Genomic DNA, 13878 nt, shown 5'->3' on the forward strand with positions numbered 1-13878 from the left:
CATTCCACCCTTGCGTATTCGCGGTCACGCCGGCCGCCGTAGGAGCGAGCCCGCCCGCAAGCCCCGCCCGGAACACCATGGCCGGCAGGCTCGCCCCTACAGGTGCCACGCCCTTGCCCTCCCCAGGTCCCCGGCCCTTCCCTGTCGGGAGAAGGAGGCGTATGCCGGGTGTTCCTCAGTCGGCAGATCCCAAGCGCACCGGATGCGATCACGGCCGGATCCCGCTCCTGCAGCCATCCTCCGGTCTGGCTCCGGACTCCTCCTGTAGGAGCGGGCCATGCCCGCGATCCGCGCCGGCAGGCGCGCCCTTCACGGGATCGCGCCCAGTCTCTGCTTGGATCGCCCGAACGCCGTTCCGTTCCGAACCACCTCGGAGAACCCCGTCGTACCGAGCACACAAAGCAGAAGGCCCGCCAATAGGCGGGCCTTCGCGGGGCACGGCGGACCGGTCAGAGCGCCAGGTCGCTGGCGGCTTTCGCCGGCGCCGGGGCGGCGTCGGTCGGCTGCGTGGCCGGGGCCTGGTCGATGGCCGGCGGCGGGTCCAGTTGCAGCACCTTGGCGGTGTAGCTCCACTCGGCGAAGGTCTTCTCCGGGCTGTCGTTGAGCTTGGTGCCGTAGCTCGGGACGATCTGGTGGACCTTGGTCTGCCACTCGGGGGTGGCGAGCTTGTCCTTGAACACCTTTTCCAGCACGTTGAGCATGATCGGCGCGGCGGTGGAGGCACCCGGGGATGCGCCCAGCAGGCCGGCGATGCTGCCGTCGGCGGAAGCGACGATCTCGGTGCCGAGCTTCAGCACGCCGCCCTTCTCCGCATCCCGTTTGATGATCTGCACGCGCTGGCCAGCCTGCCACAGGCGCCAGTCCTCGGCCTTGGCGTCGGGGAAGTATTCGCGCAGGGCGGCGAGGCGGTCCTCGTCGGAGAGCATCAGCTGGCCGGCGAGGTACTCCACCAGAGGGTACTCGTCGATGCCCACGCGGGTCATCGGCCAGACGTTGTGGACGTTGGTGCTGCCCAGCAGGTCCAGGTACGAGCCTTCCTTGAGGAACTTGGTGGAGAAGGTGGCGAACGGCCCGAAGAGGATCACGCGCTTGCCGTCGAGCACGCGGGTGTCCAGGTGCGGCACGGACATCGGCGGCGCGCCGACCGACGCCTTGCCATAGGCCTTGGCCAGGTGCTGCTGGGCGATGGTCGGGTTCTCGGTGACCAGGAACGAGCCGCCTACCGGGAAGCCGGCGTAGTCCTTGGCTTCCTCGATGCCGGATTTCTGCAGCAGGCGCAGGGCGCCGCCGCCCGCGCCGATAAAGACGAACTTGGCGTCGGTCTCGGTGACGCTGCCGTCCTTCAGGTTCTTGTACTCGACGCGCCAGGTGCCATCGGCGTTGCGGGTGATGTCCTCGACTTCACTGGAGAGCTTCAGGCTGAAGTTCGGCTTGCTCTGCAGGTAGCCGGCGAACTGGCGGGTGATCTCGCCGAAGTTCACGTCAGTGCCGATTGGCGTCCAGGTGGCGGCGATCTTCTGCGACGGGTCGCGGCCCTGCATCATCAGCGGCACCCACTTGGCGATCTGCGCCGGGTCCTCGGAGTACTGCATGCCGCGGAACAGCGGGCTGGCCTGCAATGCCTCGTAGCGCTTCTTGAGGAAGGCGATGTTGTCGTCGCCCCAGACGAAGCTCATGTGCGGGGTGGAGTTGATGAACGAGCGCGGGTTCTTCAGCACGCCGTTCTGCACCTGCCAGGCCCAGAACTGACGGGAGATCTGGAACGACTCGTTGATCTCCACCGCCTTGGCGATGGTGACGTTGCCGTCCTTGTCCTCGGGGGTGTAGTTCAGTTCGGCCAGGGCGGAGTGGCCGGTGCCGGCGTTGTTCCAGCCGTTGGAGCTTTCCAGGGCGACGCCGTCCAGGCGCTCGACCATCTCCATGCTCCAGCCCGGCTCCAGCTCGTTGAGCCAGACGCCCAGGGTGGTGCTCATGATGCCGCCGCCGATCAGCAGCACGTCGACTTTCTTGGGTTCCGCGAACGCGGGCGCGCAATTCACTGCCAGAGCGAGGCCCAGCAGCGCCCCGCTAACTTTCTTGATCATCGAAAGGTTTCTCGTCGTTAGGGCTTGGCCTTCCCCACCGGCGTCATTCAGCGTGAAGGCCGCGCCCGGCGCGCAGGGCGCGAAAGGCAAGGCGACAGATGACGAGGATGAGTCGGGACTCAGTTCCCTCCTCCGCCGGCTCTGAGGCCTGCTTGATGGAATGAGGGACGTCCTGCGCAGAGAGACACGCAAAGCCTTCGGCTTTGGCTTTTGTTGTGGGAGGGATGCATGGTCTGCTGAAACGTTTGCGCATTCTATCGAAAGCGCCGCGCATCACCAACCTTTGCAGTCAACTATCAACGGTCCGCATTACGTGCAGGCCGTTTCTGCTTGTTTCAACCCGCGCTTCCCGACATGCGTAGGAGCGGACTCCGTCCGCGATAGATCCGCATCGCACCAAAGCGTTCGCGAGCAAGCTCGCTCCTACAGAATAAGCATCGGAGCGCTTTTCGTAGGAGCGAGCTTGCTCGCGAACCTGCCCCAGCACCAGCCTACCCGGCAAATCGACCAGGGCCCCACGCACCACAACGTTACCGAAGCGCACCACCAACGCGCACGAATCGCCCTGTCCGTTACCGTTCCGCCCCGTTCCCGCACGCTCAGTCCTAGGCCGTTTTCCCACATCCCGCGCTCTATTTCGGTCAATCGCCGCCAGTTCGTCAGGCTTGGCACAGCATCTGCTTATTTGCATGCATGGATAATTGGATCCAAAAATCCACGAGGAAACACCCCATGCGCCTGGTACCTGCTGCCCGCCCGCCGATGAGCGCCGAAGACGAGGCCTACGACTATCTCCTCCAGGCTATCTGCACTGGGCGTTACCGGACCGGCGACCGCCTGGTAGCCGAGGACATCGCCAGCGAGATCGGCATGAGCCGGATGCCCGTGCGGGGCGCCTTCAAGCGCCTGGACGCCGAGGGCCTGGTGACCCTGCGGCCCAACCGCGGCGCCATCGTCAGCGGGCTGAACATCGAGGAGATGCGCGAAGTCTTCGAGATGCGCAGCGCCCTCGAAGGCCTGGCCATCCGCATCGCCGTGCCGCAACTGACCGACCGCGACCTGTCCCGCCTGGAGCGCATGCTCGACGAGATGGACGACTACCGCGACGACAGCGCCGAGTGGGTCAGCCGCCACCGCGCCTTCCACGAATACCTCTGCAGCCTCGCCGGCCGCCCGCGCCTGCTGCGCCAGATCACCGCGCTGTACTCGGTGATCGAACCGCACATGCGCCTGTGGCTGCAGCACGTCGACAAGCCCATGAGCGCCCGCGAGGAACACGCCGTGATCCTCGACGCCCTGCGCTCGAAGAATGCCCGCGAAGCCGAGCGGGTGCTCTGCGAGCACATCGAGGGGACCATCCCCTCCCTGGCGCGTTTCCTGGAAGCCCAGACCACCTGAGGCACCATCCACCCACGAGTCGAAGCAACGGGCGCCCAGACCCGTACTTCTGTGTCCCTGAACTGCCCTGGCAACCCCACCCCGGAGCTCAACATGTTCGAACGCAGGATCCCGCAGTGCCTTCTCGCCCTTTGCCTGGCCGCCCCGCTGGCGCACGCCGAGGTGAAGATTCCCGACCGCTTGCAGAACGCCAGCAAGATGACCTTCTGCGGCGGCATGGACTCCCCACCCATGGGTTTCTATGACGCGAACCAGAAGCTTACCGGGGTCACCATCGACCTGGGCGAGGCCATCGCCAAGCGCCTGGGCGACAAGAAGATCGACTGGCGCATCACGCCCTTCTCCGGGCTGATCCCGGCGCTGCTCGCCGGCCAGTGCGACATGCTGGTGGACCAGTTGTTCGACAAGCCCGAGCGGCGCGAAGTGATCGACATGGTCAACTACATGTACTCCAGCCAGGCCGTGGTGGTCGGCAAGGGCAACCCCGAGGGCATCCGTACCCTGGACGACCTGTCCGGGAAGAAGGTCGCGGTGCTCAACGGCTCGACCATCCGCACCCTGCTAGACGCCCACAACGAGAAGCTGGCCAAGGCCGGCAAGCCGCCAATGAAGGTGATCGTCTACAACACCGACACCGACGCCTTCCAGGCCCTGCGCATCCGCCAGGCCGACGCCTACGGCACCACCGTGGAAACGGCCGGCTACTACCAGAGCATGGCGCCGGACCTGTTCGAGATCGGTGTGCCCGCCTTCGCGCGCATCCTCACCGGCCTGGGCATCCGCAAGGAAGACAAGCAGCTGAGCGAGGCCGTGACGCAGATCATCAAGGACATGCAGGCCGACGGCAGCTACCACGCACTGCTCGCCAAATGGCACATCGAAGGCGACAAACTGGACTGAGGTAACGAGCCATGAACTTCAGTTGGGACGTGTTCTGGCAGTACCTGCTGCGGCCGAGCGACATCTACCTCTACGGCCTCTGGCTGACCTGCGTGATCGCCGTCAGCGCCATGCTGCTGGGCTGCGTGCTCGGGTTGCTGGCGGCGCTGATGCGCCTGTCGAGCAACCCGCTGCTGCAATACCCGGTGCGCTTCTATGTGTGGCTGATGCGCGGCACGCCGCTGCTGGTGCAGATCGTCTTCCTCTACACCGCGCTGGCCGCCGGCGGCATCTTCCGCTTCGTGGACCTGGACCTGGGGCTGTTCATCCTGCCCGGCAACATCCAGGCGGCGATCATCGCCCTGGGCCTCAACGAAGGCGCGTACATGGCCGAGATCATCCGCGCCGGCATCGGCGCGGTGGACAAGGGCCAGTACGAGGCCGGCAAATCCCTGGGCATGACCTTCCCCAGGCTGATGCGCCGCATCGTGCTGCCCCAGGCCTTCCGCGTCATCGTTCCGCCACTGGGCAACGAGTTCAACGTGATGCTGAAGAACACCACGCTGGTCAGCGTGATCGGCGTGCAGGAACTGCTGCTGAGCACGCAGATGGTCACCTCGGCGACCTTCCGCGTGTTCGAGCTGTACCTGGTCGTGGCGATCTACTTCCTCGCCCTGACCACCCTGTGGGGCTTCTTCCAGCGCTGGCTGGAAGCACGCTTCGGCAAATCCGACGGGCAGGCCGCGGCACCGAACCGGATGTTCGGCCGGCAGGCGATGAAACTGCTGAGGGGGCGTTGAGATGATCCCGGACATGAAAGACGTGGTGATCCAGGCCAGCGACGTGCACAAGGCCTTCGGCGAGCTGGAAATCCTCAAGGGCGTGTCCCTGGACGTGCACCGTGGCGAAGTGGTGGTGTTGATCGGCGCCTCGGGCTCGGGCAAGACCACCTTCATCCGCTGCATGAACCACCTGGAAGACATCCAGGGCGGCAGCATCCGCGTCAACGGCGAGCTGATGGGTTATCGCGAACGCCCGGACGGTAAGCTGGTGCGTGACTCGGAAAGCAACATCGCCCGCCGCCGCCGCGACATCGGCATGGTGTTCCAGCGCTTCAACCTGTTCCCGCACATGACCGTGCTGGAGAACATCATCGAAGCACCGACCCAGGTGCTCGGCGTGCCCCGGGGCGAGGCGCTGGACCAGGCCCGCCGCCTGCTGGCGCGGGTGCGCCTGTCGGACAAGGCCGAGCACTACCCTGGCCAGCTCTCCGGCGGCCAGCAGCAGCGCGTGGCCATCGCCCGCGCCCTGGCGATGAAGCCCCAGGCCATGCTCTTCGACGAACCCACCAGCGCGCTGGACCCGGAAACCGTCGGCGAGGTGCTGCAGGTGATGAAGGAGCTGGCCGACGAAGGCATGACCATGGTCGTGGTCACCCACGAAATGGGCTTCGCCCGCGAAGTGGCCGACCGCGTGGTGGTGCTGCACCAGGGTGAGCTCATCGAAGAAGGCCCGCCGGCGCAGGTCTTCGGCAATCCGCACCACCCGCGTACGCGGGAATTCCTAAGCCGCGTTCTCTAACGATAAGGACAAGTCATGCGTAAACGCGCTCTGCTCGCCAGCACTCTCACCCTCCTCGCCTGCGCCACCGCAGCCCAGGCCGACGACAAGCTGGTGCGCTTCTACAACTGGTCCGACTACATGGGCCCGGACACCCTGAAGAATTTCGAAAAGGACAGCGGCATCAAGGTCCAGTACGACGTCTTCGACACCAACGAGATGCTCGAGGCCAAGCTGCTCTCCGGCCACTCGGGCTACGACCTGGTGGTGCCCTCCAGCCAGTTCCTCACCAAGCAGATCAACGCCGGCGTCTACCAGAAGCTCGACCGCGCCCAACTCGGCAACTGGAAGCACCTCGACCCGCGCCTGATGAAGCGCCTGGAGGCCGCCGACCCGGGCAACCAGTACGCCGTGCCCTACATGTGGGGCACCGTGGGCATCGGCTACAACCTCGACAAGGTCAAGGCCGCCCTGGGCGACAACGCACCGCTGGACTCCTGGGACCTGATCTTCAAGCCGGAAAACCTGGCCAAGCTGCACGGTTGCGGCGTCGCCTTCCTCGACGCACCGGTGAAGATCATTCCGCAGGCCCTGCATTACCTGGGCCTGGACCCGAACAGCACGAACCCCGAGGACTACGCCAAGGCCTCCGCCTTGCTGCAGACGCTGCGTCCATCGATCACCTACTTCAACTCCTCCAAGTACACCACCGACCTCGCCAACGGCGACATCTGCGTGGCGGTCGGCTACTCGGGCGACGTGATGCAGGCGCAGACCCGCGCCCAGGAAGCCGGCAAGAAGATCGACGTGCGCTATGTGATCCCCAAGGAAGGCGCCAACCTGTGGTTCGACATGCTCGCCATCCCGCGCGACGCGAAGAACCCCAGGGGCGCCCACGCGCTGGTGAACTACCTGCTGCGCCCGGAGGTGATCGCCCCGGTCAGCGACTACGTCGGCTACGCCAACCCCAACCCCGACGCCACGCCGCTGCTCGACCCGAAGGTGCGCGACAACCCCGGCATCTATCCCAGCGACGCGGTGATCGAGAAGCTCTACGTCTCCGCCGACCTGCCGCCGAAAATCCAGCGCGTGATCACCCGCGAATGGACCCGAATCAAGACTGACCGCTGAACCGAAGAGAGTTTTCCATGCTGAGCTTCTCTGCCCACGAATATCCCTACGCCTCCCAGCGCCAGAGCGTGTTCGCCCGCAACGGCATGGTCGCCGCCTCGCAGCCGCTGGCTGCCGAGGCCGGCATCGCCATGCTGCGCGCCGGCGGCAACGCCATCGACGCCGCCATTGCCACCGCCGCCGCGTTGACCGTGGTCGAACCCACCGGCTGCGCCATCGGCGGCGACGCCTTCGCCCTGGTCTGGGTCAAGGACCAGCTGCACGGCCTGGACGCCAGCGGCCACGCGCCCGCCTCCCTCTCCATCGACAAGGTCAAGGCCGCCGGCTTCGACAAGATGCCCGTGCATGGCTGGCTGCCGGTCACCGTGCCGGGCATCCCCTCGGCCTGGGCGGAACTGTCCGCCCGCTTCGGCAAGCTGCCGTTCGCCGACCTGATGCAGCCCGCCATCGCCCTGGCACGCGACGGCTTCCCGGTGTCCCCGGTGGTCGCCCACCAGTGGGAAACCGCCCGCCGCGAATACCAGCAAAGCCGCGCCGCCGTGCCGGCGCTGGAAGCCTGGTTCGACACCTTCACCATCGACGGCGAAGCGCCGCGGGCCGGCCAACTGTTCCGCAACCCGTCCCAGGCGAAAACCCTCGCCGAGCTGGCCGAAACGCAGTGCGAAAGCTTCTACCGAGGCGCCATCGCCCAGCGCCTGGCCGCCCACTCCGCCGCCACCGGGGGCGAGCTGAGCGCCACCGACCTGGCCGGCTACCAGCCCAAGTGGGTCGAACCGATCAAGACCAACTACCGCGGCTACGACGTGTGGGAAATCCCACCGGCCGGCCAGGGCCTGATCGCCCTGATGACCCTGAACATCCTCCAGGGCTACGACTTCGACCAGCGCGACAGCCAGCTCACCTGGCACCGCCAGCTCGAAGCGATGAAGAAGGCCTACGCCGACGGCCTGCACTACATCACCGATTCGGAGCACATGCGCGTCAGCACCGCCGCGCTGCTTTCCGACGACTACGCCGCACGGCGCCGCGCCGAAATCGGCGAACGCGCCGCCGAGCCCAAGCATGGCGACCCACACGCCAGCGGCACCGTATACATCGCCACCGCCGATGGCGAAGGCAACATGGTCTCGTTCATCCAGAGCGCCTACCACGGCTTCGGCTCCGGCGTGGTGCTGCCTGACAGCGGCATCGGCCTGCAGAACCGTGGCTCGGAATTCAGCCTCGACCCGGCGCACTCCAACGCCCTGGCGCCAGGCAAGAAGACCTTCCACACCATCATCCCCGGCTTCCTCAGCAAGGATGGCGTGGCCGTCGGCCCGTTCGGCGTCATGGGTGGCTACATGCAGCCCCAGGGCCACCTGCAGATGGTGATGAACCTGGTGGACTTCGGCCTCAACCCCCAGGCCGCGCTGGACGCCCCGCGCTGGCAGTGGCTGGGCGGCATGAAGGTCGGCATCGAACAGCACGCCAACCGCGACCTGGCTTTCGGCCTGGCCCGACGCGGCCACGAGGTGGAGATCGCCTGCGACCTGACCGACTACGGCCGCGGCCAGATCATCGTCCGCGACCCGCAGACCGGCGTACTCTGCGGCGGCACCGAACCACGCGCGGATTCGCATATTGCGGTGTGCTGAGGACGTTGTTGCGCCTCACCGACAGCCACGCGGCGGTCGGTGAGGCGGAGACGTCGGCGCGGGCCTCGCTCAGGGCGCCGTGCAGGCGCCGCCTTCCGGGGTGAGGGTGATTTCGACTCGCCGATTGGCATTGCGTCCCTCTTCCGTCGCATCACTGGCCACCGGCTCGCTGTCCCCAGCGCCGCGCACCTCGAAGCAATCGTCCGGAATGTCGCCCATGCGCTGCATCCAGTCGCGCACGGCAACCGCGCGATCATGGGAAAGCGCCAGGTTACGCCGGGTATCCCCGGTCGAATCGCTGTGCCCGGTGATCACAATCAGCCAGCCCGGCTGCGCCTTGATGTCGATCAGGCTGTTGATCAGCACTTTGTCCGACTCGGGCCGCAGAACAGCCTTGCCCGGCGGGAACAGCAGTTGGCCATCCAGGCGAATCGGCTTTGAAGGCTCCCCAGCCGGCACGGCCGGTTCGTTTACTGAGAGCGGTCCAGCCGCCGGTATCACCCGCCACCCTTGGCTGTGGGCCCAGGCGAACAGCCCTGTCAGCAATGCCAGGCCCATCAACAGCAGCAGCCAAGGCCAGAGCAACCGGCGTTTGCGTTGAGGAGACTGGACTGCCGTGGTTGTATCGCCAGCCGACCTCGATACCGCCACCGCCGTGGTCGCACGGGGCGGCACACGCACCGCGCGTGCTTTTTCCACAGGCACGGGGATTGCCCGCGCGGCGTTGCGCTCGTCCAAAGGCACAGGCGGCGTGTTCTCGACGGCCGCGTCCGGCTGGTCGGCAGTCGCCTTCGCGGGGTCCGGCAGCCGTTCTACAGCAGGCGTGGTTTCGGCCGCAGGGATTCCTGCCTCCGGCGCAAGCCGTCTGCTCAGTCCCTTGAACTGGGTGGTCAGCGCTTCCAGCGCCGGCATTGCCGTCAGGTCACGGCGATGCAGAACGTCCGCCACCGCTCTGAGCTGGCTATCCAGCGCATGCAGAACCGGCACGTCGGCATCCGACAATTGCTGCCCGCGCAGCCAGGTGCGCACCTGCGCGTACAACCACGAGAGCATTTCCAGACGCACCGGGGTTGCAGGCGGCCAAAGCTGCTCCCAACTCTGCTCAAGCAGCCGGCGGATCAGGCTCAAACCTTCTTCCAACCCCTGCAAGCCCAGCAGGTGCGCTCGCGCCAGCGTGAAGGCCGTGACCGATTGCAGCTCCATGCCGTGCTCGCAAAACAGCGCCAGGCACAGGCGCTCCACCCGCGGCCAATCCATGTCCGGCTGTGCCGGGTGGCTCAATTTCGCCAGCTCCGCACCCAGCGCCGCAGACTGCTCGTAAGCCCTGGGGTCGCCGCCCAGGCGCATCTTTTCCTCGAACACCGTCATTCCTTGCTCAAGCTCCCTTGCCGTCAGCGCGCCAGATAGTCGCGCTGTTTCAGGTGGCGCATGAGCACCTTGCCCTGGGGCTCGAGTGTCGTACCGAAGGTGGCGCGGGTCCCGTCCTGAAGCTCTACGTCGAGGCTGTACTCCAGGTGCCCGGGAAGCGTCTGCGGCAGCAGCATGACCTGCACCGACGCCAGGCGCGGCTCGTACTTGAGCAGCCTGTCGTGCAGGGTCGCCATGAGGCCGTGGGCGCTGCCCGGCATGCCGTGGAGAATCTGGCTCATGTCCGGCAACCCGTAATCGGGGAGATGGCTGAGGGTGCCGGCACGGCAGTTGAGGATGCGCTGCAGGTTGTCCAGCACGGAAAGCACCGGCTGGTCCTCCTCACGGACCTGGTGCAGGTCGAACTCTCCGCTGAAGTTCTGCAACAGCAGCTCGTAGAGCGACGGGTTCTGCTCACTCACCACCAGGAGTCCTTCTTCGGCGCGGGCACCAGGGTCAGGGCGTTGTCGCCCAACTCGATCTGACGTGCCTTGTCCGGATCCAGATCTTCGCGGGTCAGCACCAGGCGCCAGCTGTTGTCCTGCTCATCGGGCGAGCGGAACAGCGCGACCACGGCAACATATTGCGCATCGGCGGACATCGGCATGTTCAGTTGTGCGCCTTCCTCCGGCTTCACCACCACGCGCTGCTGATCGAGCAGGTCGGCCGACAGCAGGTTATCGCCGCCGTCCAGCAGGTCCTGATAACTGGCCTGGTCCAGCGCTTTGCGGTCACGCAGCTGGTAAACGCGCACCAGCGTCGACACCGACAGCCCGTTCATATCGTGCGTGTTGGTGTTCAGTGCGGAGCGACCGCTGAAGTCCAGGTGCAACTCCTTGACCTGCTTATAGAAGATGGCGTTGCCGACCGATTTGCCGGCGTCCATGGTGCGCTGCGTCAAGCCACAGCCCGCCAACGACGCTGCCAGCAGCACAGCGGCCAGCAACGATCTAGAAACGGTAAGCGACATCGTGTGTCTCCCTGCTCATCGAGTTTTCGCTCAGTCCCTGATAGCGCCCCAGATTCACCGTGACGCAGGTATGCCCCGCCGTTTGCCGCATGCGCTCGTCCAGCCCCGGCACCGCCGTCATGCCCAGCAACACCGACGGGCTTCCCAGGCTGGGCGCCGGCAGGCACTCCAGCGGCAGCGAGAGTTGCAGCCGCGCGGTGCAGCGCCACCCCAGGTAAACCCGCAGCAGCACCAGCAGGTCGCTGTGCAATTGGCCACCGGGCAACCAGCCACGGGCCTCCTCCAGGTCGTCGGTGGAGAGCACCAGCAGCAACTGGCTATTGGCGTCCGCACCACTGGCGCCCAGCGGCGTGCCCTGGCCCAGACGTACAGGTTGATTGCACGCGAGGCTGGCGCGGTTGGCCAATGGCACCTTGCGCGGCCAATGGGGTGTGACCTGCGCCTCGGTACGGGGCGCGAGCAGCTTCACCAACGCCACGACGCCTTCGGCATTGCGCGTCGGCAGACGCATCACGCCCAGCAGCGCGAGAAAGCGCGATACCGGGGTGGCGATGTGCTCGGCGGTGCCGGGAATGCCCAGGCCGATCAGCCCGAGCAGGCATTGCGAGGTGTCGTCTGCCCCGCCCGCTTCGAACGACGCGGGATAGGAGTACTTGCGCCAGATCCGGTAGAACTGGGTGAAGATGCGGTGGTTGAAGATGTCGAGGAAGGCCTCCAGCGCCTCATGCCCCTCGCGCCGCTGGGCGATGTCGTCCAGGTAGGCGGTGGGCATGGGCGAGTCGACGCCATACAACCCGAGCAGCCGCGTCCGCACCGTGACCGGCCGCAGCGGATTTTCCTCATCCACCTCGAAAGCTTTCAGCTCGCTGGCCGGGAACCCCATGCCCGGGTGCGGGCGAAAGCGCACGGCATCGTCCGCCGGATTCGACGTACTGCCCAGCGGCGGGTTGCCCGGCAGCGCTGCCTCCAGCAACTGGCAGAAGCGATACAGGCTGGCCTGGGGCAGTCGCTCGCCGAGCGCCTCCAGCAGCCCGCTGGCCTTCAGCCGGGAATACGCTGACTGTGGTTCTCTTTCCATCGCAGACACTTGCCCGAAGGTTGCAGGACCAGCGTGAGCTGGTTGAACAGATGAATATCGGCGTATAGCGCGAAGAAGCGGTTGAGCATTTCGCCGAACAGATGGATATCGCCTTCACCCGAGAAGCCGTTGGCATCCAGCGTCACCTCGATGTCTACGCCGCGCAGCAGGAAGCCTTTCTCGAAGCGCTGGATCAGGTGATGGCGCACGTCGGCGATGGCCTCCAGACGCCGACGATTCAGCTCGCCGTGGGTCCAGTCGTACAGCGCCAGGGTGCCGCGCAGGACCTCGGCGTTGTCGAGCATCGGCAGGAAGTTCGAGCCCAGGTGGCTGAGCACCCGCCAGTGGAAGCGGTCGCGGTTGGGCGGATAGCACGGCAAGGTCGGGGCGCAAAGGTTGCGCACTTTAAGGCCCACCAAGGGCGACTTCACTGGCGAGTCCAGCAAGGTGCTTTGCAACGCCTTGCGCGGCAATTGGCCATTGGTGCCGGTAAGGAGCAGGGACAGGCTTCCGGTCTCGCTCAGGCGATCGGCATCGAATCCTTCACCACCCAGTATCAGCCAAGTGTCGTGCATGCCATTGGCACCGCGCTTCATCCGTGTATGGAAATAGCGCTCCGGCGCGTCATCACGGAGCATGCCGCCCTTGTGGCGGAAGCTGGTGAAGGGCACGTAGTCACGGTTGGTGGAATGTTTGGAAGATGAGACCTTGTCCACCGAATAGATCTCGGTATGACCATCCTGCAAGCGCATCGGCCGCAGCAGGTAGTCGGTTTGCAGCGGCGACAACCTCAGTGGGTCTGCCTCCAGCGGGAACAGGTTGATCACCGGCACGGCATGCAGACGCACGTGCTCGGCCGTCACCCTGAATTCATGGGGCCATTGCTCACTCAGCACTACGTCCAACTCGAAGCCCGACAGCTCCGGCGGAATCGACATCTGCTCCAGCCCTTGGAGCGTGACGAACATGAACTTCTCGCGGAAGGTGAAGTACTCCAACAGCAACTGGTAGCCGCTGAAGGCACTGTCGCCCTTGGGCCACAGTCGGTCGTCATCGCCAAAGCCCTTTGGCGAGAAATGGCCATCCAGCTTCACGCGGTCGGTGTGGCCCGGCACCCGCACGTAGAGCGCCTGGGCATTGAGCGTCAGGGCGCGGTGTAGCGCACAGGCCAGCGGAGCATCGGCATTCAGATACAGAGGCACACGGCGGAGGTCGATCAACGACCAGTCCGCCAAGGGGCTACAGGCAAAGCGCAGGCGAAGGACCGAGCGGCCATCCGGCTCGCTGGCCTCCCGCACCGACTCGATGATCATTGGATTCAGCACCACGTCCTGGGTGGTGGTATAGCAGCACCGTGTGCGCTTAGGGCCCACCGGCTGCGACAGGACCTCGAAGCCCTTGGGAATGGTTTCGCAGCGCTTCATCTCGCGAATGTCCGGTATCAGTTCGATCACCGACAGCGAGGGGATAGTGCGCAAGTAGTGCGGCCAGAGCAGGCTGACCAGCCCTTCGGTCAGCTCCGGCAGGTCGTCGTCGAGTTTCTCGCGCAGGCGCCCCATGAGGAAGGCGAAGCCTTCGAACAGGCGCTCCACATAGGGATCGCGGGCGCCGGCCTTGTCCAGGTTGAGTTGTGCCGCGCGGTCGGGAAAGGCTTCGGCGAACTCCTTGCCCGCCTCGCGCAGATAGCGCATTTCGGCGTCGAAATAGCGCAGGGTCAGATTGTCCATGTCGCAGTCC

12 protein-coding genes are annotated in these 13878 nt (G+C 65.7%); 6 read left to right on the forward strand and 6 right to left on the reverse strand.

Annotated elements, in window-relative coordinates; all coding sequences use genetic code 11:
* Nucleotides 1–449: 449 nt before the first annotated feature.
* On the reverse strand, nt 450–2084 hold the full coding sequence (mqo, locus tag N0B71_RS23730; RefSeq protein ID WP_259755301.1) for a malate dehydrogenase (quinone): 1635 nt from the start codon (nt 2082–2084) through the stop codon (nt 450–452).
* Nucleotides 2085–2816: 732 nt separating this feature from the next.
* Between mqo and N0B71_RS23735 the strand changes: the two genes are divergently transcribed.
* The 6 genes from N0B71_RS23735 to N0B71_RS23760 all read left to right on the forward strand — a co-directional run bounded on the left by N0B71_RS23735 (nt 2817) and on the right by N0B71_RS23760 (nt 8686).
* A complete protein-coding gene (locus tag N0B71_RS23735) occupies nt 2817–3482 on the forward strand; it encodes a GntR family transcriptional regulator (RefSeq protein WP_259755302.1) in 666 nt (221 codons plus the stop codon).
* Between the two features lie 93 nt (nt 3483–3575).
* Nucleotides 3576–4382 (forward strand): ABC transporter substrate-binding protein, encoded by an 807-nt coding sequence (locus tag N0B71_RS23740; protein ID WP_259755303.1) that lies wholly within the window; start codon nt 3576–3578, stop codon nt 4380–4382.
* An 11-nt stretch (nt 4383–4393) separates the two neighbouring features.
* The gene (locus N0B71_RS23745) at nt 4394–5161 is read left to right on the forward strand and encodes an amino acid ABC transporter permease (protein WP_259755304.1); all 768 of its coding nucleotides are present in this window, start codon (nt 4394–4396) and stop codon (nt 5159–5161) included.
* A gap of 1 nt (nt 5162) precedes the next feature.
* Nucleotides 5163–5942: an amino acid ABC transporter ATP-binding protein gene (locus N0B71_RS23750; protein WP_259755306.1), complete on the forward strand. Its 780-nt coding sequence runs from the start codon at nt 5163–5165 to the stop codon at nt 5940–5942.
* A gap of 15 nt (nt 5943–5957) precedes the next feature.
* Entirely contained in the window at nt 5958–7052 is a 1095-nt protein-coding gene (locus tag N0B71_RS23755) for a polyamine ABC transporter substrate-binding protein (RefSeq protein WP_259755307.1), read from the forward strand.
* Nucleotides 7053–7069: 17 nt separating this feature from the next.
* On the forward strand, nt 7070–8686 hold the full coding sequence (locus N0B71_RS23760) for a gamma-glutamyltransferase family protein (RefSeq protein WP_259755308.1): 1617 nt from the start codon (nt 7070–7072) through the stop codon (nt 8684–8686).
* 69 nt (nt 8687–8755) lie between these two features.
* Here the strand turns inward: N0B71_RS23760 and N0B71_RS23765 are convergent, their stop codons facing one another.
* The 5 genes from N0B71_RS23765 to tssF are packed head-to-tail and all read right to left on the reverse strand — an operon-like array spanning nt 8756 to nt 13868.
* Nucleotides 8756–10054, reverse strand: coding sequence for an OmpA family protein (locus tag N0B71_RS23765; protein ID WP_259755309.1), 1299 nt, complete (start codon nt 10052–10054; stop codon nt 8756–8758).
* A 23-nt stretch (nt 10055–10077) separates the two neighbouring features.
* Entirely contained in the window at nt 10078–10515 is a 438-nt protein-coding gene (tssE, locus tag N0B71_RS23770) for a type VI secretion system baseplate subunit TssE (RefSeq protein ID WP_259755310.1), read from the reverse strand.
* Nucleotides 10512–11063: a type VI secretion system lipoprotein TssJ gene (gene tssJ / locus N0B71_RS23775; RefSeq protein ID WP_259755312.1), complete on the reverse strand. Its 552-nt coding sequence runs from the start codon at nt 11061–11063 to the stop codon at nt 10512–10514. Before tssJ ends, tssE begins: the two co-directional genes overlap by 4 nt.
* The gene (gene tssG / locus N0B71_RS23780) at nt 11044–12141 is read right to left on the reverse strand and encodes a type VI secretion system baseplate subunit TssG (RefSeq protein ID WP_259755313.1); all 1098 of its coding nucleotides are present in this window, start codon (nt 12139–12141) and stop codon (nt 11044–11046) included. Before tssG ends, tssJ begins: the two co-directional genes overlap by 20 nt.
* A complete protein-coding gene (gene tssF, locus N0B71_RS23785) occupies nt 12105–13868 on the reverse strand; it encodes a type VI secretion system baseplate subunit TssF (protein ID WP_259755315.1) in 1764 nt (587 codons plus the stop codon). The genes tssG and tssF overlap by 37 nt, the downstream gene beginning before the upstream one ends.
* Nucleotides 13869–13878 lie beyond the last annotated feature (10 nt).

Origin of the sequence: Pseudomonas sp. GCEP-101 (assembly GCF_025133575.1) — a bacterium.
In the GTDB taxonomy this organism is placed as follows: domain Bacteria; phylum Pseudomonadota; class Gammaproteobacteria; order Pseudomonadales; family Pseudomonadaceae; genus Pseudomonas; species Pseudomonas nitroreducens_B.